At 55.3% G+C, this 24,782-nt stretch carries 25 protein-coding genes; 11 read left to right on the forward strand and 14 right to left on the reverse strand.

The genetic code is table 11. The features are described from left to right. Position 1 precedes the first annotated feature (1 nt). The gene (gltB, locus tag AC007G_RS04720) at positions 2-4,462 is read right to left on the reverse strand and encodes a glutamate synthase large subunit (protein ID WP_049266964.1); all 4,461 of its coding nucleotides are present in this window, start codon (positions 4,460-4,462) and stop codon (positions 2-4) included. Positions 4,463-5,134: 672 nt separating this feature from the next. Here gltB and mnmL point away from each other — a divergent pair. The 4 genes from mnmL to mtgA all read left to right on the forward strand — a co-directional run bounded on the left by mnmL (position 5,135) and on the right by mtgA (position 10,099). Continuing rightward, the gene (mnmL, locus tag AC007G_RS04725) at positions 5,135-6,070 is read left to right on the forward strand and encodes a tRNA modification radical SAM protein MnmL/YtqA (protein WP_049266998.1); all 936 of its coding nucleotides are present in this window, start codon (positions 5,135-5,137) and stop codon (positions 6,068-6,070) included. A gap of 84 nt (positions 6,071-6,154) precedes the next feature. Continuing rightward, positions 6,155-8,491, forward strand: coding sequence for an aerobic respiration two-component sensor histidine kinase ArcB (arcB, locus tag AC007G_RS04730; RefSeq protein WP_142629945.1), 2,337 nt, complete (start codon positions 6,155-6,157; stop codon positions 8,489-8,491). A gap of 232 nt (positions 8,492-8,723) precedes the next feature. Continuing rightward, positions 8,724-9,377 (forward strand): isoprenoid biosynthesis glyoxalase ElbB, encoded by a 654-nt coding sequence (gene elbB / locus AC007G_RS04735; protein WP_032690561.1) that lies wholly within the window; start codon positions 8,724-8,726, stop codon positions 9,375-9,377. Continuing rightward, complete coding sequence (gene mtgA / locus AC007G_RS04740) at positions 9,374-10,099, forward strand: monofunctional biosynthetic peptidoglycan transglycosylase (RefSeq protein ID WP_032690562.1); 726 nt, start codon at positions 9,374-9,376, stop codon at positions 10,097-10,099. The genes elbB and mtgA overlap by 4 nt, the downstream gene beginning before the upstream one ends. Before the next feature lie 61 nt (positions 10,100-10,160). Here mtgA and npr read toward each other — a convergent pair whose 3' ends face one another. The 11 genes from npr to AC007G_RS04795 all read right to left on the reverse strand — a co-directional run bounded on the left by npr (position 10,161) and on the right by AC007G_RS04795 (position 18,059). Beyond that, positions 10,161-10,433 carry a PTS phosphocarrier protein NPr gene (gene npr, locus AC007G_RS04745; protein WP_004868176.1) on the reverse strand — a complete coding sequence of 91 codons (273 nt, stop codon included), beginning with the start codon at positions 10,431-10,433 and terminating at the stop codon, positions 10,161-10,163. Then, positions 10,430-11,284, reverse strand: a complete 855-nt coding sequence (rapZ, locus tag AC007G_RS04750) for an RNase adapter RapZ (protein ID WP_004868172.1) — start codon at positions 11,282-11,284, stop codon at positions 10,430-10,432. The genes npr and rapZ overlap by 4 nt, the downstream gene beginning before the upstream one ends. 45 nt (positions 11,285-11,329) lie before the next feature. Beyond that, positions 11,330-11,818 (reverse strand): PTS IIA-like nitrogen regulatory protein PtsN, encoded by a 489-nt coding sequence (gene ptsN / locus AC007G_RS04755; RefSeq protein ID WP_015585655.1) that lies wholly within the window; start codon positions 11,816-11,818, stop codon positions 11,330-11,332. A 72-nt stretch (positions 11,819-11,890) separates the two neighbouring features. Next, positions 11,891-12,178, reverse strand: coding sequence for a ribosome hibernation promoting factor (hpf, locus tag AC007G_RS04760; protein WP_479466551.1), 288 nt, complete (start codon positions 12,176-12,178; stop codon positions 11,891-11,893). A gap of 22 nt (positions 12,179-12,200) precedes the next feature. Beyond that, the gene (gene rpoN, locus AC007G_RS04765; RefSeq protein WP_032690563.1) at positions 12,201-13,634 is read right to left on the reverse strand and encodes an RNA polymerase factor sigma-54; all 1,434 of its coding nucleotides are present in this window, start codon (positions 13,632-13,634) and stop codon (positions 12,201-12,203) included. 47 nt (positions 13,635-13,681) lie between these two features. Next, positions 13,682-14,407, reverse strand: a complete 726-nt coding sequence (gene lptB / locus AC007G_RS04770; RefSeq protein ID WP_004206203.1) for an LPS export ABC transporter ATP-binding protein — start codon at positions 14,405-14,407, stop codon at positions 13,682-13,684. A 6-nt stretch (positions 14,408-14,413) separates the two neighbouring features. Then, positions 14,414-14,959, reverse strand: coding sequence for a lipopolysaccharide ABC transporter substrate-binding protein LptA (gene lptA / locus AC007G_RS04775; RefSeq protein ID WP_032697434.1), 546 nt, complete (start codon positions 14,957-14,959; stop codon positions 14,414-14,416). Next, a complete protein-coding gene (gene lptC, locus AC007G_RS04780; RefSeq protein WP_032690565.1) occupies positions 14,928-15,503 on the reverse strand; it encodes an LPS export ABC transporter periplasmic protein LptC in 576 nt (191 codons plus the stop codon). The genes lptA and lptC overlap by 32 nt, the downstream gene beginning before the upstream one ends. After that, complete coding sequence (gene kdsC, locus AC007G_RS04785) at positions 15,500-16,066, reverse strand: 3-deoxy-manno-octulosonate-8-phosphatase KdsC (protein ID WP_032690566.1); 567 nt, start codon at positions 16,064-16,066, stop codon at positions 15,500-15,502. The genes lptC and kdsC overlap by 4 nt, the downstream gene beginning before the upstream one ends. Before the next feature lie 14 nt (positions 16,067-16,080). Next, entirely contained in the window at positions 16,081-17,085 is a 1,005-nt protein-coding gene (kdsD, locus tag AC007G_RS04790) for an arabinose-5-phosphate isomerase KdsD (RefSeq protein ID WP_369804298.1), read from the reverse strand. Next, a complete protein-coding gene (locus AC007G_RS04795) occupies positions 17,082-18,059 on the reverse strand; it encodes a calcium/sodium antiporter (RefSeq protein ID WP_032690568.1) in 978 nt (325 codons plus the stop codon). Before AC007G_RS04795 ends, kdsD begins: the two co-directional genes overlap by 4 nt. Positions 18,060-18,270: 211 nt before the next feature. Here AC007G_RS04795 and mlaF point away from each other — a divergent pair, with 211 nt between their 5' ends. From mlaF to murA, 7 genes are all read left to right on the forward strand, one after another. Further along, positions 18,271-19,089, forward strand: coding sequence for a phospholipid ABC transporter ATP-binding protein MlaF (gene mlaF / locus AC007G_RS04800; protein WP_004868142.1), 819 nt, complete (start codon positions 18,271-18,273; stop codon positions 19,087-19,089). Beyond that, positions 19,089-19,871 (forward strand): lipid asymmetry maintenance ABC transporter permease subunit MlaE, encoded by a 783-nt coding sequence (mlaE, locus tag AC007G_RS04805; RefSeq protein WP_032690569.1) that lies wholly within the window; start codon positions 19,089-19,091, stop codon positions 19,869-19,871. Before mlaF ends, mlaE begins: the two co-directional genes overlap by 1 nt. A 4-nt stretch (positions 19,872-19,875) precedes the next feature. After that, positions 19,876-20,427, forward strand: a complete 552-nt coding sequence (gene mlaD, locus AC007G_RS04810) for an outer membrane lipid asymmetry maintenance protein MlaD (protein WP_032690570.1) — start codon at positions 19,876-19,878, stop codon at positions 20,425-20,427. 18 nt (positions 20,428-20,445) lie between these two features. Then, complete coding sequence (mlaC, locus tag AC007G_RS04815) at positions 20,446-21,081, forward strand: phospholipid-binding protein MlaC (protein ID WP_032690571.1); 636 nt, start codon at positions 20,446-20,448, stop codon at positions 21,079-21,081. Further along, entirely contained in the window at positions 21,081-21,371 is a 291-nt protein-coding gene (gene mlaB, locus AC007G_RS04820) for a lipid asymmetry maintenance protein MlaB (RefSeq protein ID WP_032690572.1), read from the forward strand. The genes mlaC and mlaB overlap by 1 nt, the downstream gene beginning before the upstream one ends. 136 nt (positions 21,372-21,507) lie before the next feature. Beyond that, the gene (gene ibaG, locus AC007G_RS04825; RefSeq protein ID WP_015585657.1) at positions 21,508-21,762 is read left to right on the forward strand and encodes a BolA family iron metabolism protein IbaG; all 255 of its coding nucleotides are present in this window, start codon (positions 21,508-21,510) and stop codon (positions 21,760-21,762) included. A 54-nt stretch (positions 21,763-21,816) separates the two neighbouring features. After that, complete coding sequence (gene murA, locus AC007G_RS04830; RefSeq protein ID WP_032690573.1) at positions 21,817-23,076, forward strand: UDP-N-acetylglucosamine 1-carboxyvinyltransferase; 1,260 nt, start codon at positions 21,817-21,819, stop codon at positions 23,074-23,076. Between the two features lie 79 nt (positions 23,077-23,155). Here murA and sfsB read toward each other — a convergent pair whose 3' ends face one another. Then, on the reverse strand, positions 23,156-23,428 hold the full coding sequence (gene sfsB, locus AC007G_RS04835) for a DNA-binding transcriptional regulator SfsB (protein ID WP_032690574.1): 273 nt from the start codon (positions 23,426-23,428) through the stop codon (positions 23,156-23,158). A 200-nt stretch (positions 23,429-23,628) separates the two neighbouring features. Beyond that, entirely contained in the window at positions 23,629-24,600 is a 972-nt protein-coding gene (gene ispB, locus AC007G_RS04840) for an octaprenyl diphosphate synthase (RefSeq protein WP_032690575.1), read from the reverse strand. Positions 24,601-24,782: the final 182 nt, after the last annotated feature.

Consider the following 24,782-nt stretch of genomic DNA (forward strand, 5'->3'; position numbering starts at 1 on the left):
CTTACTGCGCCTGCACACGCAGCTCTGCTGCGCTACGACTACGGTGACCCAACAGTGCTTTAACATCGCTGGACTTTGGTTTAACCAGCGCGAATTTCGCGGCAAAAGCCGGCCAGTTGGCCAGGATCTCTTCGCCACGAGACGAACCGGTAAGCTGCACGTGTTCGGTAATCAGACCACGCAGGTGCTCTTCATGGATAGCGAGAGAGTCAACGCCCAACACTTCCACCAGTTCCGGGTTCACACGTTTACGGAAATCGCCGTCTTCATCCAGGACGTAAGCAAAGCCGCCGGTCATCCCTGCGCCAAAGTTGACGCCGGTTTTACCCAGTACGCAGACGATGCCGCCGGTCATGTATTCGCAGCCGTTATCACCGATGCCTTCTACCACGGTAATGGCACCGGAGTTACGCACCGCAAAACGTTCGCCTGCGCGGCCTGCTGCGTACAGACGACCGCCGGTCGCGCCGTACAGACAGGTGTTACCGATGATGCTCGCTTCGTGACTGCGGAAGGCGGAGCCCACCGGAGGACGGATTGACAGCAGACCGCCTGCCATCCCTTTACCCACGTAGTCGTTCGCGTCACCGGTCAGATGCAGTTCTACGCCGCCGGCGTTCCACACGCCGAAGCTCTGGCCTGCGGTACCGCTGAAGTGCGCGGTAATCGGGTCTGCCGCCAGCCCCTGATCGCCGTGGGTCTGGGCGATATAGCCGGACAACGACGCGCCAACGGAACGATCGGTATTACGGATATCGAACCAGAAGGTTTTGCTCTGCTTGCTGTCCACGAATGGTTTTGCCTGCTGCAGCAGCTGCGCGTTCAGCACGCCGTTATCAAACGGCGGGTTGCTTTCGGTGCAGTACAGCGCTTTCCCCGGATGCGGCTCGGCGGTTTCCAGCAGTTTGCTCAGATCCAGCTTCTGCTGCTTCGCGGTAAAGCCATCCAGCACTTTCAGCAGGTCGGTACGGCCAATCAGATCCACCAGACGCTTCACGCCAAGCTCAGCCATCAGCTCGCGGGTTTCGCGGGCGATGAATTCAAAGTAGTTGGTCACTTTGAACGGCAGGCCGTGATAGTGGTTCTTACGCAGTTTGTCATCCTGAGTGGCTACACCGGTTGCGCAGTTGTTCAGGTGGCAGATACGCAGATATTTACAGCCGAGCGCGACCATCGGGCCCGTGCCGAAGCCGAAGCTTTCTGCGCCAAGAATCGCCGCCTTGATGATGTCGAGGCCGGTTTTCAGGCCGCCATCCACCTGCAGACGGATCTTGTGACGCAGACCGTTAGCCACCAGCGCCTGTTGGGTTTCCACCAGACCCAGTTCCCACGGACAACCGGCGTATTTCACGGAGGAGAGCGGGCTGGCCCCCGTACCACCGTCGTAACCGGCGATGGTGATAAGATCGGCATAGGCTTTGGCCACGCCGGTGGCGATGGTGCCGACGCCCGGTTCGGAAACCAGCTTCACGGAGATCATCGCTTTCGGGTTGACCTGTTTCAGGTCGAAAATCAGCTGCGCCAGATCCTCGATAGAGTAAATATCGTGGTGCGGCGGCGGTGAAATCAGGGTCACGCCCGGGACCGAATAGCGCAGTTTGGCAATGTACGGCGTGACTTTGTCACCCGGCAGCTGCCCGCCTTCGCCCGGCTTCGCGCCCTGAGCAACTTTAATCTGGATAACGTCGGCGTTGACCAGGTAAGCCGGAGTGACGCCGAAGCGACCGGAAGCGACCTGTTTAATACGCGACACTTTGTTGGTGCCATAGCGCGCCGGGTCTTCGCCGCCTTCGCCGGAGTTAGAGAAGCCGCCGATGCTGTTCATCGCTTCCGCCAGCGATTCATGAGCTTCCGGGCTTAACGCACCGATAGACATGGCGGCGGTATCGAAGCGTTTGAACAGCTCTTTGGCCGATTCAACGTGGTCGATGCTGATGGCGTCATCGCCAGGATTCAGCGCCAGCAGATCGCGCAGCGTTGCGGCCGGGCGTTCATTTACCAGGTTCGCATATTGCTGATAGTCGTGGTATTCACCGCTCTGAACCGCCTGCTGCAGCGTGCGGACTACGTCCGGGTTGTAGGCGTGATATTCACCGCCGTGAACATATTTCAGCAGACCGCCCTGATCCAACGGCTTACGGACCAGCCAGGCGCGTTTAGACAGATTCAGCAGATCCTGCTGGAAGTCATCAAAGCCCGCGCCGCCGATGCGGCTGACAACGCCGAGGAAGCACAGGTCGGAAACCTCACGATGCAGGCCAACCGCTTCGAACAGCTTCGAGCAGCGGTAGGAGGCGATGGTCGAGATGCCCATCTTAGACATGATCTTGTACAGGCCTTTGTTGATGCCGTTACGGTAGTTCAGCATCACTGTACGGTAGTCTTTCTCAATGGCCTTGTTATCGACCAGCTTCGCCAGCGTTTCATAGGCCAGGTACGGATAGATAGCCGTGGCGCCGAAGCCCAGCAGCACCGCGAAGTGGTGCGGGTCACGGGCGCTGGCGGTTTCAACGATAATGTTGGCATCGCAGCGCAGGCTCTTATCCACCAGGCGGGTTTGAATCGCGCCTACCGCCATCGGCGCCGGAACCGGCAGACGATCTTTGGCGATATTACGATCGGAGAGCACCAGCAGAACGGTACCGTTACGCACCATCTGTTCGGCTTTATCACACAGCGCCTTCACCGTGTCGGCCAGCGAGGTTTCCGCGGCGTTAAAGGTGATATCCAGCGTATCGGCGCGATAGTGTTCCTCTTCCATGGTGGTGAGCTGTTTGAAATCGGAGTACAGCAGGATCGGCGATTTGAAGCTCAGGCGGTGCGCCTGGCCTTCCGCTTCGCAGAAGACGTTCATTTCACGGCCGATGCTGGTGGCCAGCGACATCACGTGGGCTTCACGCAGCGGGTCGATCGGCGGGTTGGTAACCTGCGCGAACTGCTGACGGAAGTAGTCGTAAATGATACGCGGCTGGCTGGAGAGCACGGCAAACGGGGTATCATCGCCCATTGAACCGACCGCTTCCTGGCCGTTTTCGCCCAGAACGCGCAGGACGGAGTCCAGCTCTTCTGCGCTGTAGTTAAACTGTTTCTGGAAGCTGGCGAGGGTGTCATCATCCAGCTGACGGCTGCCAACCTCTTCGTCAGGCAGATCTTCGAACGGCACCAGGCGACGGACGTTTTTCTCCATCCACTCTTTGTAAGGGTGGCGGCTTTTCAGGTCATCATCGGTTTCCGCAGAGTGCAGAATACGTCCGCCGCGGGTATCGATAACCATCAGTTCGCCCGGGCCAACGCGGCCTTTTTCGACGACTTCGTCAGGCTGGTAATCCCAAATCCCGACTTCTGAAGCGCAGGTGATCAGCTTGTCTTTGGTGATGACGTAGCGCGCCGGGCGCAGGCCGTTACGATCGAGGTTACAGGCGGCATAGCGGCCGTCGGACATCACGATGCCCGCCGGGCCATCCCACGGCTCCATATGCATGGAGTTAAAATCAAAGAAGGCGCGCAGCTCCGGATCCATATCCGGGTTGTTCTGCCAGGCTGGCGGTACGAGCAGACGCATGGCGCGCACGATATCCATCCCGCCGGCCAGCAGCAGCTCAAGCATGTTATCCATGGAGCTGGAGTCGGAGCCGGTTTCGTTCACGAACGGTGCCGCATCGTGCAGGTCCGGAATTAATGGCGTCTGGAACTTGTAGGTACGCGCGCGCGCCCACTGGCGGTTGCCGGTGATAGTGTTGATTTCGCCGTTGTGCGCCAGGTAGCGGAACGGCTGTGCCAGCGGCCAGCGCGGTACGGTGTTGGTGGAGAAGCGCTGGTGGAACAGGCAGATTGCCGACTCCAGACGCAGGTCCGCGAGGTCCAGGTAGAAGCGCGGCAGGTCAGCCGGCATACACAGACCTTTGTAAATGTTCACCAGATTCGACAGGCTGCAAACGTAGAAATCTTTATCTTCCTGCAGACGCTTTTCAATGCGGCGACGGGCGATGAACAAACGACGTTCCATATCGCGCGGGCGCCAGCCTGCCGGGGCGTTAACAAAAATTTGTTCAATACGGGGCAGCGAGGAGAGGGCGATTTCACCGAGAACCCCTTCGTTGGTCGGCACTTCGCGCCAGCCGACGATGGACAGGGTTTCACGTTGTAGTTCTTCTTCAACGATGCGGCGTGCCGTAGCCGCCAGTTCAGGATCTTTATTAAGGAACAACATCCCGACGGCGTAATTTTTGGCTAAACGCCAGCCGCGCTCTTCCGCAACGATACGGAAGAAACGGTCAGGTTTTTGCAGCAGCAAGCCACAACCGTCGCCGGTTTTACCATCGGCAAGGATCGCGCCGCGGTGCTGCATTCGGGCCAGTGCGTGTATAGCGGTACGCACTACCTTGTGGCTAGGTTCGCCTTCTATGTGGGCGATCAGGCCGAAACCACAGTTATCCCTCTCAAGGGATTTATCGTACAACATATCAGTGAACCTCCCCAGGCTCTACGGGACACCCTCCGATACCGATTGCGCACGGGCACAGAAAGAGCATGGCGACGGGGTTTGCACCTCGCATTCGCCCTCTTTAAATCCTTTTCGCATCGGTACGCAAGTTTGAGGACTTGCTGTAAGAGGGAATCTCAATTACTGCATAAATATGATGAGCAGAGTGCTCATCCAGAAAGCTTCCAGCGGATTCCCAACTTATCGGGAATCCGCACTTACGTCAAATGGCAATCTTATTTATACAAAAATGTGCTATACAGGGTTTAACATTATGATAATTAAGATAATAGTTGTGTTTTAAGCGGCGCTGAAACGTAGCGGAAAGCATAATCTAGTGTGATCTGTCTCACTATATCGATAGCGTAACATTATCGATCTGTGCTGAACTGCCTATTTATCGCAGAGTATTTATCTGCCTGTTACCTTGAAGGCGGTAAATAACACTGTTTTTTGCCCTGATGAAGATAATGGCAAACCTGAGGTTAAGTATAAGGAAAAGTCATCACAGAGTGAGTGAATGAAATTGCAGTTATCTTGAGTGTTTATGCAATGAGCTGAGCGGCCGCGCTGACGATTGATCCAGGTCATCGCCGTCGGTGGCTAAAAATGGCAGGCTTGGCCCCTTTCTTCAGGCCGGTCTATCAGATTATGCAGTTACAGAAATTAGTCAATATGTTTGGTGGGGATCTTTCGCGGCGCTATGGCGAAAAGGTTCATAAACTGACGCTGCATGGCGGGTTTAGCTGCCCGAATCGCGATGGCACCATCGGCCGCGGAGGCTGCACGTTCTGCAACGTTGCCTCTTTTGCTGACGAAGAGCAGCAGCACCACTCTATTGCTGAACAGCTGGCACATCAGGCGCAGAGGGTTAATCGCGCAAAGCGCTATCTCGCTTATTTTCAGGCTTACACCAGCACCTTTGCCGAAGTTCAGGTACTGCGCTCGATGTATCAGCAGGCGGTGAGTCAGGCCAATATCGTTGGACTGTGCGTGGGCACTCGTCCTGACTGCGTCCCGGAGGCGGTACTGGATCTGCTCAGCGGCTATCGGGAACAGGGTTACGAAGTGTGGCTGGAGCTAGGCTTACAGACGGCGCATGACAAAACGCTGCAGCGGATTAATCGTGGGCATGATTTTGCCTGTTATCAGCGTACGACCCGGCTGGCGCGTGAGCGCGGGCTGAAGGTCTGCGCGCATTTGATAGTCGGGCTCCCGGGCGAGGCGCAGAGCCATTGCCTGCAAACGCTGGAACAGGTTGTGGATACCGGCGTGGATGGTATCAAACTGCATCCGCTGCATATCGTCACCGGCAGTACGATGGCCAAAGCCTGGCAGGCGGGGCGGTTGCAGGCGATTGCGCTGGATGAGTATACGATAATTGCCGGGGAGATGATTCGCCACACGCCACCTGAGGTTATCTATCACCGCATTTCCGCCAGCGCCCGGCGGCCGACGCTGCTGGCCCCCCTGTGGTGTGAGAATCGCTGGACCGGGATGGTTGAACTCGACCGCTATCTCAACCAACATGGCGTGCAGGGCTCGGCGCTGGGACAAGCCTGGGTGCCGCGCGCAGCTTTAGAGTAAGGGCGCCCGCATTTTTTGCACAACTTACAGCGTATTGCTCAGAATTGGGTATTATTGTGCGGAGTTGTCGCGAAGGAATCCCTTATGAAGCAAATCCGTATGCTGGCGCAGTACTATGTCGACCTGATGATGAAGCTGGGTCTGGTGCGTTTTTCCATGCTGTTGGCCCTTGCCCTGGTGGTGCTGGCGATTGTGGTACAGATGGCCGTCACGATGGTTCTGCATGGCCAGGTTGAGAGCATCGACGTTATCCGCTCTATCTTCTTTGGTCTGCTGATAACCCCCTGGGCAGTCTACTTTTTGTCGGTGGTGGTGGAGCAACTGGAAGAGTCGCGGCAGCGTCTCTCCCGGCTGGTGGAAAAACTGGAGGAGATGCGCGAGCGCGACCTGCAGCTTAACGTGCAGCTCAAAGATAATATCGCGCAGCTCAATCAGGAGATTGGCGAGCGTGAAAAGGCGGAAGCCGAACGCGAGACGACGCTGGAACAGCTGAAGATTGAGATGAAAGAGCGTGAAGAGACGCAAATTCAGCTGGAACAGCAATCCTCCTTCCTCCGTTCTTTCCTTGATGCCTCACCGGACCTGGTATTCTATCGCAATGAAGACAAAGAGTTTTCTGGCTGTAACCGGGCGATGGAACTACTGACCGGGAAAAGTGAAAAGCAGCTTATCCACCTGAAACCTCAGGATGTCTATAACGAAGAGGCGGCGGTTAAAGTGCTGGAGACTGACGAAAAAGTCTTCCGCCATAATGTGTCGCTGACCTACGAGCAGTGGCTGGATTATCCGGACGGGCGTAAAGCCTGCTTTGAAATCCGCAAGGTTCCTTACTATGACCGCGTCGGCAAGCGCCGTGGACTGATGGGCTTTGGCCGCGATATTACCGAACGTAAGCGCTACCAGGATGCGCTGGAGCGCGCCAGCCGCGATAAGACCACCTTTATCTCAACGATCAGCCACGAACTGCGCACGCCGCTTAACGGCATCGTCGGGCTGAGTCGTATCCTGCTGGATACCGAGCTGACCGGTGAGCAGGAAAAATACCTCAAAACTATCCATGTTTCCGCCGTCACGTTGGGGAATATTTTCAACGATATTATCGACATGGATAAAATGGAACGGCGCAAAGTCCAGTTGGATAATCAGCAGGTCGATTTCACCGGTTTCCTGGCCGATCTGGAAAACCTCTCCGGCCTGCAGGCGCAACAGAAAGGGCTGCGCTTTGTCCTGGATCCGACGCTGCCGCTGCCGCATAAAGTGGTGACCGACGGGACGCGTCTGCGGCAGATTCTGTGGAACCTCATCAGTAACGCCGTGAAATTCACCCCGCAAGGTGGCAACGTCACCGTTCGCGTTCGTTACGATGAAGGCGATATCCTGCATTTTGAAGTGGAAGATTCCGGCATCGGCATTCCCGAAGCCGAGCAGGATAAGATCTTCGCGATGTATTATCAGGTGAAAGACAGCCACGGTGGCAAGCCTGCGACAGGCACCGGGATCGGTCTTGCCGTATCGCGTCGTCTGGCTCGCAATATGGGCGGCGACATTAACGTCTCCAGCCAGCCGGGCCAGGGGGCCACGTTTACGCTGACCGTGCATGCGCCGGCGGTGGCGGAAGAAGTGGAAGATATGCTGACTGAAGATGAGATGCCCCTGCCGGCGCTGAACGTGCTGCTGGTCGAGGATATCGAGCTCAACGTGATTGTGGCGCGCTCGGTGCTGGAGAAGCTGGGCAACAGCGTCGATGTGGCGATGACCGGTAAGGCCGCGCTGGAGATGTTTGAACCGGGCGAGTACGACCTGGTGCTGCTGGATATCCAGCTGCCGGATATGACGGGTCTGGATATTTCTCGTCATCTTAAGCAGCACTTTGCCGCCGACGAGCTACCGCCTCTGGTTGCCCTGACCGCCAACGTCCTGAAAAATAAAAAAGAGTATCTCGATGCCGGCATGGACGACGTCCTGAGTAAACCGCTATCGGTGCCGGCGCTTACGGCTATGATTAAAAAATTCTGGGATTCGCCGGAAGAGGATGAGTGCGAAATGCCGACCGTGGATGTGAGTAAATCGGCATCCGTGCTGGATATCCCAATGCTTGAGCAGTATATCGAGCTGGTGGGGCCAAAGCTTATCAACGATGGCCTTGCGGTTTTTGAGAAGATGATGCCGGGCTATATGGCGGTACTGGAGTCTAATCTGACCGCTCGCGACCAGAAAGGGATCGTCGATGAAGGGCATAAAATTAAAGGCGCGGCGGGGTCTATTGGCCTGCGGCATATTCAACAGCTTGGACAGCAGATTCAGACTCCGGACTTGCCGGCGTGGTCGGATAACGTTGGTGAATGGGTGGAAGAGATGAAATCCGAGTGGCAGAACGATGTGGCCGTGCTGAAGGCATGGGTTGCGGCACATAAAAAATGACCCCGGATAAACCGGGGTGCGCGAATACTGCGCCAACACCAGGGAACTGGTCGTTGCGCCAGAATTTTTAGAGATATTTTTACGTAGCGCAACCTGAGGATTTGGTTTGCTCGCTCATTAAGATAGCAAACCTTAAATAATTTGTTACGTGAATCAGTAAAATATGTGAAGCAATGCGTGTAAATCAAAATTTTTGACTGGTTTCAGCAAGTTGCACTAAGGAGCTGGCAGTATGAAAAAGATTGGCGTGGTATTGAGCGGCTGTGGCGTCTATGACGGAACGGAGATCCATGAAGCGGTCATTACCCTGTTGGCGATCGCCCGTAGCGGCGCACAGGCCCTCTGTTTCGCCCCGGATAAAGCGCAAACGGACGTGATCAACCACCTGACCGGTGAGCCGATGGCCGAAAGCCGCAACGTTCTGGTTGAGGCCGCGCGTATTGCCCGTGGCGATATTCAGCCTCTGGCGGCGGCCCGGGCGGAAGATCTGGATGCGCTGATTGTCCCTGGCGGATTTGGCGCGGCGAAGAACCTCAGCAATTTTGCCTCGCAAGGGGCCGAATGCCTGATCGATAGCGACCTGAAGGCGTTGACGCTGGCGATGCATGAAGCGGGCAAGCCCCTGGGCTTTATGTGTATCGCCCCGGCGCTGCTGCCAAAAATTTTCCCGATCCCGCTGCGGATAACCATCGGCACCGATCTTGATACCGCTGAGGTGGTGGAAGAGATGGGGGCAGAACACGTTCCTTGCCCGGTCGATGATATCGTCGTCGATGAAGAGCATAAGGTGGTGACGACCCCGGCCTGGATGCTGGCGCAGAACATTGCGGAAGCGGCAAGCGGGATTGAGAAGCTGGTGGCTCGCGTGCTGGTTCTGACTGAATGAGCGTGCGTTCGGCCCCGTTGCGAATGATTAAACGCTTTTTATTGCGCATTCTGCTGATTGCGACAGCCTTTTGGGGAGGCGGCATCGCGCTGTTTAGCATACTGCCGGTGCCGTTTTCAGCCGTTATGCTCGAGCGACAAATCGGCGCATGGCTGAGCGGTGATTTTCATTATGTCGCCCATTCCGACTGGGTCGGGATGGACGAGATCTCGCCGTGGATGGGGCTGGCGGCAATCGCTGCGGAGGATCAAAAATTCCCCGAACACTGGGGTTTTGATGTATCAGCGATAGAGAAAGCGCTGGCGCACAATGAACGTCAGGAAAACCGCGTGCGCGGCGCCTCCACGCTCTCGCAGCAAACGGCGAAGAACCTGTTCTTGTGGGATGGCCGCAGCTGGTTGCGCAAAGGGCTGGAGGCAGGGTTAACGGTAGGGATTGAGACGGTATGGAGTAAAAAACGGATTCTGACCGTCTACCTGAATATCGCGGAATTTGGGGAAGGGACGTTCGGTGTCGAAGCGGCATCCCGACGCTACTTTCACAAGCCTGCGAGCAAGTTAACCGCTTCTGAAGCGGCGCTCCTGGCCGCAGTATTGCCCAACCCGATTCGCTTTCGCGCCGATGCGCCGTCCGGCTATGTCCGCAGTCGGCAGGCGTGGATCCTGCGTCAGATGCGTCAGTTAGGCGGAGAAGGATTTATGCAGGCGAACAAGCTGAAGTGAGGTCACGACAGAAACAATAGCCCCGGTCAGCGTTGTACAGCCGGGGAAGAGGCGGGAATGCTTAGTCTTCGTCAAAACCGGCGTTGAACAGCGCGATAACCGCTGCCAGCGCCTCGACTTCCTGCGGACCGTTGGCTTCAATCTCGATTTGCCGACCTTTGGCTGAGTCGAGCATCAGCAGGGCAATGACGCTATTGGCTTCCGCTTCCGTCCCCTCGTCGTTGCGCAGCAGGACTTCCGCATCATAATTCTGCATCAGCTCAAACAACTTCATCGCCGGGCGGGCATGCATCCCCAGCTTATTGGTGATTTCAACGATCTGCTTTACGGTCATGATTTGCGTTTTTCCAGCGTCCGATGGCGAGACTGCACGTTCTTACCGCGTGAGCGGAAGTAATCAGCCAGCTGTTCGGCAATGTAGACCGAACGGTGTTTACCGCCGGTACAACCAATCGCCACCGTCAGATAGCTGCGATTATTGGTTTCCAGCATCGGTAACCATAGCTCAAGATAGCTGCGGGTCTGGTAAATAAAATTGTGAACTTCCGTGTGCCGGTCAAGGAAGGCGGCCACCGGTTTATCCAGACCGGTCATTGGACGCAGTTTCGGATCCCAGTGCGGGTTTGGCAGGAAGCGTACGTCAAAGACGTAATCGGCATCAATCGGAATACCGTGCTTAAAGCCAAAGGATTCAAAGACCATGGTCAGCTCACGTTCGCGCTTGCCGAGCAGACGGGTACGGAGCATTTCCGCCAGCTCATGTACCGACATCTCTGAAGTATCGACGATCAGGTCGGCGCGGGAACGCAGCGGCTCCAGCAGGGCGCTCTCTTCGTCAATCGCGCTTTCCAGCGACAGATTTTTGCTTGATAGCGGATGCAGACGACGGGTGTCGCTGTAGCGGCGGATCAGCGTATTGCGGTCAGCATCAAGGAACAGCAGCTGAGGGGAAAATGCCTCAGGCAGATTTTTCATCGCCTGTTCAAAGATCTCTGGCGATTCCGGCATGTTACGCACGTCAATGCTGACGGCGGCAGAGATGTTTCTGTCGGCCAGCGATCTCGCCAGCTCAGGCAACAGCACTACCGGCAGGTTATCTACGCAGTAGAAGCCCATATCTTCCAGCGCCCGCAGAGCGACGGATTTCCCCGAGCCTGAGCGGCCGCTGACGATCATCAGTACCATGTACCGTTTCTCCTCAGTACGATAAAGGGTAGGGGGCGACGGCCGTTATACGTCATCGTTGCTTCCTGCTTCGGTGATGATCTCATACAGCTCTTCATCGCTTTGCGCCGCACGCAGGCGGCGGCAAATCGTTTTATCCGCCAGTCGTTTTGCGACCAGCGACAGCGTATGCAGATGGGTTTTGGTCTGGTCAGCCGGGACCAGAAGCGCAAACAGCAGATCGACCGGCTGGTTGTCGATGGCATCAAAGGCGATCGGAGTCTCCAGCTGGACAAACACGCCGACGGCGCGCAGCGTATCCTCTTCGAGTTTGCCGTGCGGAATGGCAATCCCGTTGCCAATCCCGGTACTGCCCATTTTCTCGCGGGTAAGGATCGCCTCAAACACCACCTGCGGTGGCAAACCTAACTGTTTTGCTGCCAGTTCACTGATGATTTCCAGCGCGCGCTTTTTGCTCTGGCAGTGAACCTGGCTACGGGTACATTCCTGGTTAAGGACGTTGCTCAGTTGTAGAGCCGAATCGTTGTTCATCATAATTTCACCTGAGCGCGCCCCTCGCCTGCCGCCGATGAAAGCCGGCAGCAGGCAAGGGCGGCGCCCGGACAATTAGTGTTGTTTTAGTTTATCTTTATGTTTTGTTAACTGTCTTGCCAGCTTATCGATGAGTCCATCGATAGCGGCATACATAACCTGCCCTTCCGCACTGGCATGGATTTCGCCACCGTTGACATGCAGATTGGCATCCGCAATTTGCGTCACCTTCTCTACTTTTAACACAATATAGACCTGATTGATCCTGTCGAAAAACTGCTCCAGCTTGCTGAACTTCGCATTAACGAATTCACGCAGTGCAGGGGTGATCTCGACGTTGTGTCCTGTAATGTTGAGCTGCATAGTGTCTTCCTTATCGGTTGTATCAAACCAGTTGTTTACGCTGGTTAGATGGCGGAATGGATAAAGACTCTCGGTACTTAGCGACGGTACGACGTGCCACCATGATACCCTGTTCGGACAGGATGGTGGTCAGCTTACTGTCACTCAACGGCTTCGCGGGATTCTCCGCGGCGATTAACTTCTTCACCAGCGCACGAATGGCCGTCGACGATGCCTCGCCGCCGCCTTCCGTATTCACGTGGCTGGAAAAGAAATATTTCAGCTCAAAAATACCGCGCGGACTGTGCAGATATTTTTGGGTGGTAACGCGTGAAATGGTGGATTCATGCATTTCGACGGCCTGAGCAATATCCGCCAGCACCATCGGTTTCATGAACTCTTCACCCTGATCGAAGAAGGCCTGCTGCTGTTCGACGATGCAGCGGCTGACGCGCAGCAGCGTATCATTGCGGCTTTCCAGACTCTTGATCAGCCAGCGAGCTTCCTGCAGGTTGCTGCGGATAAACTGGCTGTCTGCATCATTGCGCGCGCTGTTGCCCATGGCCGCGTAATGCTGATTAATCTTCAGGCGTGGGATGCTGTCGGAGTTAAGCTCCACTACCCAGCGACCGCTGACCTTACGTACCAGTACGTCGGGAATGACGTATTCCGGTTCGCTGGTCTGGATCGACTGACCGGGGCGCGGATCGAGGGACTGGATGAGATTAACGGCTTCTTTCAGCACCTCTTCTTTCAGTCGGGTGACGCGCATCAGGGAGCGGAAATCATGGTTGGCGAGCAGATCGAGATGATCGCTGATGATCAGTCGGGCTTCTTCCAGCCACGGCGTCTCTTTGGCATATTGGGAAAGCTGAACCAGCAGACAGTCGCGCAGATCTTTTGCCGCGACGCCGACCGGGTCAAAGCGCTGAATACGCTTTAGCACCGCTTCAACTTCTTCGAGACCAATTTCGTCATCGTCGATACTCTCGACAATATCTTCCAGCCGAATGGTGAGATAGCCGGTGTCATCAACGGCATCGACAATCGACGTGGCGATGGCGCGGTCGGTGTCGGTAAACGGCGTCAGTTCAACCTGCCACATCAGGTAATCCTGCAGGCTTTGGGTCGTTTCGCCTTGATAGACAGGCAGTTCGTCGTCCTGGTAGTCAACGCCGTTTCCGGACGGAGTGCCAGCGGTGTAGATTTCATCCCAGCTGGCGTCGAGCGGCAGCTCTTCCGGCATATCTTTTTGTTCAAGAGCGTCGACGGTGTCCAGCGATTCGCGGTCCTCGACCTCTTTGGTTTCTACCTCTTCGTGAAGATCGGTTTGCTCAAGCAGCGGATTACTCTCCAGCGCCTGCTGGAGTTCTTGCTGGAGTTCTAACGTGGACAGCTGCAGCAAGCGAATAGCCTGTTGCAGTTGTGGCGTCATGGCAAGCTGTTGGCTTAGCCTTAATTGCAAACCTTGCTTCATATTCAGGGCTAATATCTCCGGCTAAAACGTCTGTAACCTCTACCCTATCAGAGTCTGAAGTCTTCCCCAAGATACACGCGCTTAACCTGCTCGTCTTCAAGGATTTGCTGCGGGGTGCCGTGGGCGATCAGATGACCCTGGCTGACGATATAGGCGCGTTCGCAGACGGCCAGCGTCTCCCTGACGTTATGGTCGGTGATCAGCACGCCAAGACCACTGTCGCGCAGATGCTCGATAATGCGTTTGATATCAATAACGGAAATGGGGTCAACCCCGGCAAAAGGCTCATCCAGCAGAATGAATTTCGGATTAGCGGCCAGCGCGCGGGCGATTTCAACGCGGCGGCGTTCACCGCCGGACAGCGCCTGACCGAGGCTGTCGCGCAGATGCTCGATGTGAAATTCTTCCATCAGCTCTTTCGCGCGGTCTTCACGCTGCTCGCTGCTGAGATCGTCACGAATCTGCAACACCGCCATTAAATTATCGTACACGCTCAGGCGGCGGAAAATGGAGGCTTCCTGCGGCAGATAGCCGATACCCCGACGCGCGCGGGCATGCAGCGGCAGCAGGCTGATATCTTCATCGTCGATGATAATGTTGCCAGCGTCGCGCGGTACAATGCCGACCACCATGTAGAAGGTCGTGGTTTTACCGGCGCCGTTCGGCCCGAGGAGGCCAACGATCTCGCCAGAGTTGACGGTCAGACTGACATCTTCCACCACGCGGCGGCCTTTATACGCCTTGGCGAGATTCTTTGCGGTTAATGTTGCCATAACGAATTAGTTACCCTTCTTTTGCTGGTTGGTGCTTTTGTCTTGCAGCTGCGAAGGAACCAGAACCGTCGTCACGCGTCCGCCTTTATTGCTGAACGCCTGCATTTTCTGCTCTTTCACCAGATAGGTGATTTTGTCGCCCTGGATGTTACTGTCGAGCTGATCCAGGTGCGCGTTGCCGGTCAGCACCACAAAATCATTCTGCAATTCATAGTGCATTTTCTGCGCGCGGCCTTTCACCGGCTTGCCGTTGTCCTGCATCTGGTAGAAGGTTGCCGGATTACCGTAACCGTCGATCACTTCTTTACCTTTTTCACCGCCAGGACGGGTCACCACCACCTTATCGGCGTTGATTTTAATGGTTCCCTGGGTGACGACGACATTACCGGTGAAGGTAACGACATTACCCTGCATATCCAGTGACTGCTGATCGGATTCGATGTGAATCGGTTGATCGGTATCGCCGGTTTTTGCCAGTGCCGGCAGGCTGGCGGCCAGTAAGGCGCTGGCGAGCGCAACCTTAAGGCTGAGTTTGTTTGTTCTGAATTTCATAAGAGGTTCTAACCTTTTCAATCAGCTCGGCAGTTTTGCTGCGTAAATTTCCGCGCATTTTCAGGCCGCTGGAATTAAATGTCGTCCCGTACAACGTCACCATGTCATCAGAGGTAACATCTTGCGTCACCAGGTTTATCTGGGCGTTATCCGTCGTAATTTTGCGCAATTGAGAGTCCGCGCTCAGCGCGTCCACCTCGACGTTTCCGTAAAGATACAGCATGCGATCTTTAGTCAGTTTGGCTTTATCCGCTTTGATAGACCAGGTGGGTACCTTGTTGGTATCAAACGTGGTCATCACCGGTTTGGTGAACCACGATACTTCCTGGGCGGAAAAATACTCCACATGCTCGGCGATTAAGCGGTAGTTAAGCGCCCCTTCCGGGCTGTAAACAACGGTGTCGGTATGTTCACTGGTATAGGTCGGGTCATCAGGACCGATCTCTTGCTGAATGGTATCGTCCGTACCCGCCAGATTCAGGCCGATCAGAATAAGCGCGACCAGCGATAGTAAAATGATAACCCAACGTCTGGTTTTACTCATATTGATTGCCCTTTGGCCTCATCCAGCTTGCCCTGCGCCAATAGTAACAAATCGCAGACTTCGCGTACCGCCCCGCGTCCACCGTCGATGCGGGTAACATAATCCGCTCGCGGTATCAGTAGCGGGTGCGCATCCGCCACTGCCACGCTTAAGCCGACCTCGGCCATCACCGGCCAGTCGATAAGATCATCGCCGATGTAGGCCACTTCGTCCGGACGAACGGCCAGCTTGCTCAATAATTCGCGAAATGCCAGCAGTTTATCGGACTGCCCCTGATACAGGTGCGTAATGCCCAGCGTCTGACAACGATCTTCTACCAGTTTAGCTTTTCGTCCGGTAATAATCGCGACTTCAATACCTGAGGTCAGCGCGCAGCGAATCCCGTAACCGTCGCGAACATTAAACGCCTTCAGCTCTTCACCGCTGTTGCCCATGTAGATAAGACCGTCGGACAGCACGCCGTCTACGTCGAGAATCAATAAACGGATCTTCGCCGCCCGATCGATAAACTCAGGGCTTACTGGCCCGTAGCAGGTTTCCTGCAGAGCATCAGCATTATTCATTATTTTATCCTTACTTACACTACGCCTGCGCGCAGGAGATCGTGCATATGTACCACACCCAACAGGCGGTCGCCATCGGCAACTAACACACAGGTGATATGGCGAGATTGCATCAGGTTCAGCGCATCGACGGCAAGAATACCGGGGCGAATGCGAATGCCGCCCGGCGTCATGACGTCAGCGATACGGGCATTACGCATATCGACACCGGTATCAAATACCCGGCGCAGGTCGCCATCGGTGAAAATACCGATGATGTTCATGTCATCATCACAGATAGCCGTCATGCCTAAATTTTTACGCGTGATTTCCAGCAGCGCATCACGCAAGGTGGCCTGCACATTGACGTGCGGGATTTCATCACCGGTATGCATAATATCATTGACCCGCAGCAACAGCTTACGGCCCAGTGCGCCGCCAGGGTGCGACAGCGCAAAATCTTCAGCGGTAAAGCCGCGCGCTTCCAGCAGAGCAACCGCCAGCGCATCGCCCATCACCAGCGCGGCGGTGGTGCTGGAGGTGGGCGCCAGCCCTAACGGGCAGGCTTCTTTCAGTACCTTCACGCAAAGGTGGATGTCCGCCGCGCGCGCCATGCTGCTTTCCGGGCGGCTGGTGATGCAGATAAGGGGAACCTGCTGGCGTTTGAGCACCGGAATCAGCGCCAGGATCTCGTTCGACTCGCCGGAGTTCGAGAGCGCGATAACCACATCTTTCGGCGTCACCATGCCTAAATCGCCGTGGGCCGCTTCGCCAGGGTGAACGAAAAATGACGGTGTACCGGTGCTGGCAAACGTCGCCGCCATTTTACGCCCGATATGGCCGGATTTGCCCATCCCCATCACCACGACTTTACCCGCGCAGCGGAAGATCTTCTCGCAGGCATGGGTGAAATCTTCATTAATGTACTGATCGAGTTGAGCCAGACCTTCACGTTCAATTTCCAGGACCTCGCGTCCTACCCGTTGAAAGTCAAAATCCGTTGGCAAATCTATTTGCGACATAGTGTTATCCCGATTCATTCAACGAAGAGCGGTGCTGCCCAGTACAGCATCGCCAACCAAACCACAAAACCGCCGACCAGCAGCGCACCGACCAGGCGACCGGGTTGCCATTTGCGACGCCAGCATAGCAGGGCGAATATCACGCTGACGAACAGCATCACGGTGTAGTCGCGCGTAAAGGCCTCCGGTGCGAACGCTCCCGGGGCGATCAGTGCGGGTAATCCGAGAACCAGGGCGATATTCAGGATATTGGCGCCTATAATATTCCCGATAGCGATATCGTCTTCCCCTTTTCGTGCCCCGGCAATCGTCGTTGCCAGTTCCGGCAGGCTGGTGCCGATCGCCACCACCGTTAAGCCGACGGTGAGCTCGCTGATAGCGAAGTAGTTTGCCAGTACGGTAGCATTATCCACGACCATTCTGGTTGCCATAGGCATCACAATCATGGCTACGCCCAGCCAGAGCAGGGCCACGGGAAGCGAACCTTCTCGTGGAAGCTCTGCCATCTGTTCCCGGGTCAGGCTATCGCTGCCCTGACGTTCCGCCAGCCGGGCGATTTTAATCGTAAACAGCAGCCACAGCAGGGCGAGCGCCAGTAAGAAAAGACCGTCCATTCGGGACAGCTGCCCATCGTACAGCACAAAGCTTGCCAGCAAACTGACCAGCAACATTAGCGGTAACTCGCGGCGCAGGATATCAGAATGCACGGTAAATGGACGCAACAAGGCAGCGAGGCCGAGTATTAATAATATATTGGTAATATTGGATCCGAGCGCCGTGCCGATCGCCAGATCGGTCTGTCCGTGCAGAGACGCGGCGGCGGAAACGATGATCTCCGGCAGGCTGGTGCCGATACTGACCACCGTCATCCCGATAATGAGCGGGGGGATCCCTATCATGCGGCAAAGTATTGAAGCGGCGTAGACCAGACGATCGGCGCTGTAGACTACCAGCAGTAAACCAATTATTAACAGAGCCGTCGCTAAGAGCATCTAAAGTCCTTTCTTCAGGTATAATCGTCGATTCGCTGTACCGGTCCATCTGCAGCGTAACGAATTCTTAATTTTGACTTTATGTTTGTCAAAAGTAAAACAAATGCCAGCTTTCGCTAACCCAGGCAGGTAAGATTCTGTAAAAATGTTGGGTTTGTGGCGAAGGTACGCGCCATGCTTAGCCCGAGGGATGTTTAGTAAGGATGATTTTATGAGCCAAACTCTGGCGAATTTGGTCGAAGTACGCGGTATCCGCTTCTCTCGCGGCGATCGCGTCATCTTTGACGATATCTCGCTGTCAGTGCCGCGCGGTAAGATCACGGCGATTATGGGACCATCGGGGATCGGTAAAACGACGCTGCTGCGCCTGATCGGCGGGCAGATCCCGCCGGATAAAGGTGAGATTCTGTTCGATGGTGAAAACGTGCCGCAGATGTCACGCTCGCGCCTGTATACCGTGCGTAAGCGGATGAGCATGCTGTTCCAGTCCGGAGCCCTGTTCACCGATATGAACGTGTTCAATAACGTAGCCTATCCGCTACGTGAACATACGCGTTTGCCGGAGGCGCTACTGCATACGACCGTCATGATGAAGCTTGAAGCGGTCGGGCTGCGCGGAGCGGCGAAATTGATGCCCTCTGAACTCTCAGGCGGGATGGCGCGTCGCGCCGCCCTGGCCAGAGCCATCGCGCTGGAGCCGGACCTGATTATGTTCGACGAACCGTTTGTCGGACAGGATCCCATTACCATGGGGGTGCTGGTCAAGCTGATTTCAGAACTCAACAGCACGCTGGGCGTGACCTGTATCGTGGTGTCACACGACGTGCCAGAAGTGCTGAGCATTGCTGATTACGCGTATATCGTGGCGGACAAAAAAATCGTGGCTCACGGCAGCGCGCAGTCGCTGCGTGAAAACGGCGACCCTCGGGTTCGCCAGTTCATTGATGGTATTGCCGATGGTCCGGTACCGTTCCGCTATCCGGCCGGTGACTATCAGCATGATTTATTAGGCAAGGGAGCGAGCAACTGATGCTGCTAAACGTGCTGGCATCACTCGGACACCGGGGAATTAAAACGACCGCGGCTTTCGGGCGTGCCGGATTAATGCTTTTCAATGCGGTGGTGGGCAAGCCGGAATTTCGTAAGCATGCGCCGCTGCTGGTTCGCCAGCTCTACAACGTTGGCGTGCTATCGATGCTGATTATCATCGTGTCGGGGCTGTTTATCGGCATGGTTCTGGGGCTGCAGGGCTATCTGGTGCTCACCACCTATAGTGCGGAAACCAGTTTAGGCATGCTGGTGGCGCTATCCCTGCTGCGCGAACTGGGTCCGGTGGTCGCTGCGCTGCTGTTTGCCGGGCGTGCGGGTTCAGCGCTGACCGCGGAAATTGGCCTGATGCGCGCGACCGAACAGCTCTCCAGCATGGAAATGATGGCGGTCGATCCGCTGCGTCGCGTGATTTCACCTCGCTTCTGGGCCGGGGTTATCTCGCTACCGCTGTTGACCATTATTTTTGTCGCCGTGGGTATCTGGGGCGGTTCGCTGGTGGGCGTAAGCTGGAAGGGTATCGACAGTGGCTTCTTCTGGACCGCGATGCAAAATGCCGTTGACTGGCGAATGGACCTGGTTAACTGCCTGATTAAGAGTCTGGTGTTTGCCATTACGGTGACATGGGTTGCGTTATTTAATGGTTATGACGCTATCCCCACTTCCGCCGGGATTAGCCGGGCAACGACGCGTACCGTGGTGCATTCGTCGCTGGCGGTTCTGGGGCTGGATTTTGTGCTGACTGCGCTGATGTTTGGGAATTGAGTTCATGCAAACGAAAAAAAGTGAAATCTGGGTAGGTGTGTTCTTACTGGTTGCGTTGCTGGCTGCGCTGTTTGTCTGTCTCAAAGCCGCCAACGTAACCTCTTTACGTACCGAGCCGACGTATCGTATCTATGCCACCTTTGACAATATTGGTGGGCTGAAGGCGCGTTCTCCGGTCCGCATTGGCGGCGTGGTCGTGGGCCGGGTGGCGGATATTACTCTTGACCCGAAAACCTACCTGCCGCGGGTCGCGCTCGATATTGATGAGAGCTACAACCATATTCCTGATTCCAGCTCGCTGGCTATTCGTACCTCAGGTCTGCTGGGAGAACAGTATCTGGCGCTGAATATCGGTTTCGACGATCCGGAACTGGGGACGTCTATCCTTAAAGATGGCAGCACTATTCAGGACACCAAGTCTGCCATGGTTCTGGAAGACCTGATTGGTCAGTTCCTTTATAGCAGTAAGGGCAGTGACAATAAGAATTCTGGCGATGATTCGGCAGCGACAGATAGTCATACTAGCGCGACGCCACCGGCCGCCACGACGCATTAATTTCAGGAGAGACACCCTATGTTTAAACGTTTAATGATGATCGCCATGCTGGTGATTGCTCCCTTGACGGCTGCTACGGCGGCGGATCAGTCCAATCCCTATAAGCTGATGAACGAAGCGGCGCAGAAGACCTTCGATCGTCTTAAAAATGAACAGTCGAAGATTCAGGCTAACCCAAACTATCTGCGTGATATCGTTGACCAGGAGCTGATGCCGTATGTCCAGGTGAAGTATGCCGGCGCGCTGGTTCTGGGCCGGTATTACAAAGATGCGACCCCGGCGCAGCGCGAAGCCTACTTTGTCGCCTTCCGTGAATACCTGAAGCAGGCCTACGGCCAGGCGCTGGCTATGTACCATGGTCAAACCTATCAAATTGCTCCGGAACAACCGCTGGGCGATGCAACTATCATCCCTATTCGCGTGACGATCATCGATCCCAATGGCCGCCCTCCGGTGCGCCTGGATTTCCAGTGGCGTAAAAACACCCAGACCGGTAACTGGCAGGCTTACGATATGATTGCCGAAGGGGTGAGCATGATCACCACCAAACAAAACGAGTGGAGCGACCTGCTGCGCACCAAAGGCGTTGATGGCCTGACCGCGCAACTGAAAGCGATCTCCGCGCAGCCGATCACTCTGGAACAGAAAAAATAATGACCGGGCAGCTGAGCTGGACTCGCGACGGCGAGCGACTGGCGCTGCACGGGGAGCTGGACCAGGATCTGCTGGTCCCGCTCTGGGAAGCCCGTGCACAAGCGACCGATGGCGTATCGACTATCGACCTGAGCGCGCTGACCCGGGTGGATACCGCCGGCCTGGCGCTGCTGATGCACTTTGTGGCGTTAATTCGCCACCAGGGCCGGGAAGCGAAACTGATTGGCAAGAGCGACAACCTGCAAACTTTAGTCAGTCTTTACAACCTTCCCGCCGATATGATCCCATAGTTTTTCAGTGCGTTACTGCTGAGGTTATCCTGAAAGCCCCATCAATATCTTCGATGGGGCTTTTTGCTTATTTAAGACCGCGCCACTTTCCTCTAAGATGTTGGGCTATTTTCACTACCAGATAAAATTTGAACCCATGGAAAATCATGAAATTCAGACCGTGCTGATGAACGCACTCTCCCTTCAGGAAGTCCACGTCTCTGGCGATGGCAGTCACTTTCAGGTTATTGCTGTGGGTGAGATGTTTGACGGCATGAGCCGGGTAAAAAAACAGCAGGCAGTCTACGCTCCGCTGATGGAATACATTGCCGACAACCGCATTCATGCTCTGTCGATCAAAGCATTTACCCCGCAAGAATGGGCCCGGGACCGCAAACTCAACGGCTTTTAAGCTGCAGGGATGTTCCCCGCAGCGTATGTGAATTCTTAACAGAGAACAGAATCAATGGATAAATTCCGTGTTCAGGGGCCGACACGCCTCCAGGGGGAAGTCACCATCTCCGGTGCAAAAAATGCCGCCCTGCCGATCCTCTTTGCTGCACTGCTGGCAGATGAGCCGATTGAGATCCAGAACGTACCAAAACTGAAAGACATCGATACCACGATGAAACTGCTGAGCCAGCTCGGCGCCAAAGTGAAACGCAATGGGTCAGTCTGGATCGATGCGGGTCCGGTCGACGTCTTCTGCGCGCCGTACGATCTGGTCAAAACAATGCGTGCTTCTATCTGGGCGCTGGGCCCGCTGGTGGCGCGCTTTGGTCAGGGACAGGTTTCACTGCCGGGCGGTTGTGCTATCGGTGCGCGTCCGGTCGATTTGCATATTATCGGCCTTGAGCAGCTGGGCGCAGAGATCAAACTGGAAGAAGGTTATGTGAAGGCGTCGGTTAACGGACGTCTTAAAGGCGCGCATATTGTGATGGATAAGGTCAGCGTCGGCGCGACCGTGACCATTATGAGTGCCGCGACGCTGGCGGAGGGCACCACCGTTATTGAAAACGCCGCTCGCGAGCCGGAAATCGTCGATACGGCGAACTTCCTCAACACGCTGGGCGCGAAAATTAAAGGTCAGGGGACTGACCGCATCACCATCGAAGGCGTAGCGCGTCTGGGTGGCGGCGTATACCGCGTTCTGCCTGACCGTATCGAAACCGGTACTTTCCTGGTCGCTGCGGCAATCTCCGGCGGTAAAATTGTTTGCCGCAACGCACAGCCTGATACCCTGGATGCCGTACTGGCCAAGCTGCGCGATGCGGGCGCTGATATCGAAACCGGCGAAGACTGGATTAGCCTGGATATGCACGGCAATCGTCCGAAAGCCGTCAATGTACGCACCGCGCCACACCCGGGGTTCCCGACCGACATGCAGGCGCAGTTCACGCTGCTGAACCTGGTTGCGGAAGGGACCGGCGTGATTACCGAAACGATCTTTGAAAACCGTTTCATGCACATTCCGGAACTGATCCGTATGGGTGCACACGCGGAGATCGAAAGCAATACGGCGATATGCCACGGCGTGGCGCAGCTCTCCGGTGCACAGGTGATGGCGACTGACCTGCGAGCGTCAGCAAGCCTGGTCCTGGCCGGCTGTATCGCGGAAGGCACCACGATTGTCGATCGTATCTACCACATCGATCGTGGATACGAGCGCATCGAAGATAAACTGCAGGCGCTGGGCGCAAATATCGAACGCGTAAAAGGCGAGTAACTCTGTAGTGATAACAGCCCCTTGACGTGTGTCCGGGGGCTGTTTTTTATTCCGTCCTGTTGCACTCAGCGAACCGCTTTCATTCGCTCTCTTTCTTCTGGCGTATCATTTGCGTTCTGTCGATAAACTGATGCGTTACCGGGTCATGATAGCGTGAGGGCCAGATAATCCACGGCTTGGTATCCAGCGCATGAGCAATAATCAGCTCGCCTTTTGGCCATGGCCGGGTCAATGCATTCGCCAGCGTTGAAGAACTCAAGCCGTTACGCCGCGACTCCGCTGCCAGCGACGTCCCTTTTTTGCGCAATCCAGCAATGATATCTGCCGGATGCCAGTCGATGAACTTTTCCATAAATTCTCCTGGTGGTGATGATCCCGCTTGCCTGATATATGAGCAACGGAATGACTATACTCCCAGGTTTAATTAAGTTCTAACAAGTTCTTGTAAGGTGTCTTGATATTCGGAATATACCAGGAAATAAGGCGAGGCATGAATTTTACTGGAACTTTATGGCCTGTTCCCGCGCCGTCGCGGGAACAGGGGAGGGGGAATCAGTGGTCGCGTTGTACCGCAATATGGGCAAGACCGATAAGCGCTTCACGCCATGGGGAATCCGGTAAGACCTGAAGCACCGCAATGGCTTTGTCCGCTTCCTCTTCCGCGCGTTTACGGGTCCACTCCAGTGAGCCGCAGGTCGCCATCGTCTCGAGAACCGCGTCGAGAAGGTGACGCCCGTTGCCTTGCTCAATCGCTCCGCGAATCATCGCTGACTGCTCTGGAGTGCCATGACGCATGGCATGCAATAACGGTAACGTCGGTTTGCCTTCGTTCAGGTCATCACCCACGTTTTTGCCGAGACGCTCACCATCAGAGCTGTAGTCCAGTAAATCGTCGATCAGCTGGAATGCCGTGCCGAGATAACGACCATAGTCCTGAAGCGCTTGCTCCTGTTCTGCGGTACAACCGGCCAGGATGCCGGAACACTGTGCGGCGGCTTCAAACAGACGGGCTGTTTTGCTGTAAATTACCCGCATATAGTTTTCTTCAGTGATGTCCGGGTCGTTGACGTTCATCAACTGCAGCACTTCGCCTTCAGCAATGACGTTAACGGCTTTAGACATCACTTCCAGCACTTTTAACGAGCCGAGGCTGGTCATCATCTGGAAAGAGCGGGTATAGATAAAATCACCAACCAGCACGCTGGCTGCGTTGCCAAAAGCGGCGTTTGCCGTCGCCTTGCCGCGGCGCATATCGGATTCATCAACGACATCATCATGCAACAAGGTGGCGGTATGAATAAATTCGATCAGTGCGGCAATAGTGACATGCGCGTCGCCCTGGTAACCCACTGCCCGGGCGGCAAGAACCGCAATCATCGGACGAATACGTTTACCGCCTCCGCTAACGATGTAATAGCCTAATTGATTGATAAGCTGAACATCTGAGTCAAGTTGCTCAAGGATTGTCGCATTGACACCCGCCATATCCTGCGCGGTTAACTCATTGATTTTTTCTAAATTCATCGCAAAAGCCGGGCCACATGTCCTGTTACCGCGAATCCAGGTGGGTTCACAGAAGGATTAAGATAGAATTAAACGAAGCTATGATTGTACTGAAAAATTGCCATAGATAAACGTTAGCGTGAAAGTTGTGTTTTTTTTCTGCGTTGATCGCTAATCGCTCTTGTCAAAGGCTCGCGTTTTGC

This window comes from Klebsiella sp. CSG-1 (assembly GCF_056521145.1).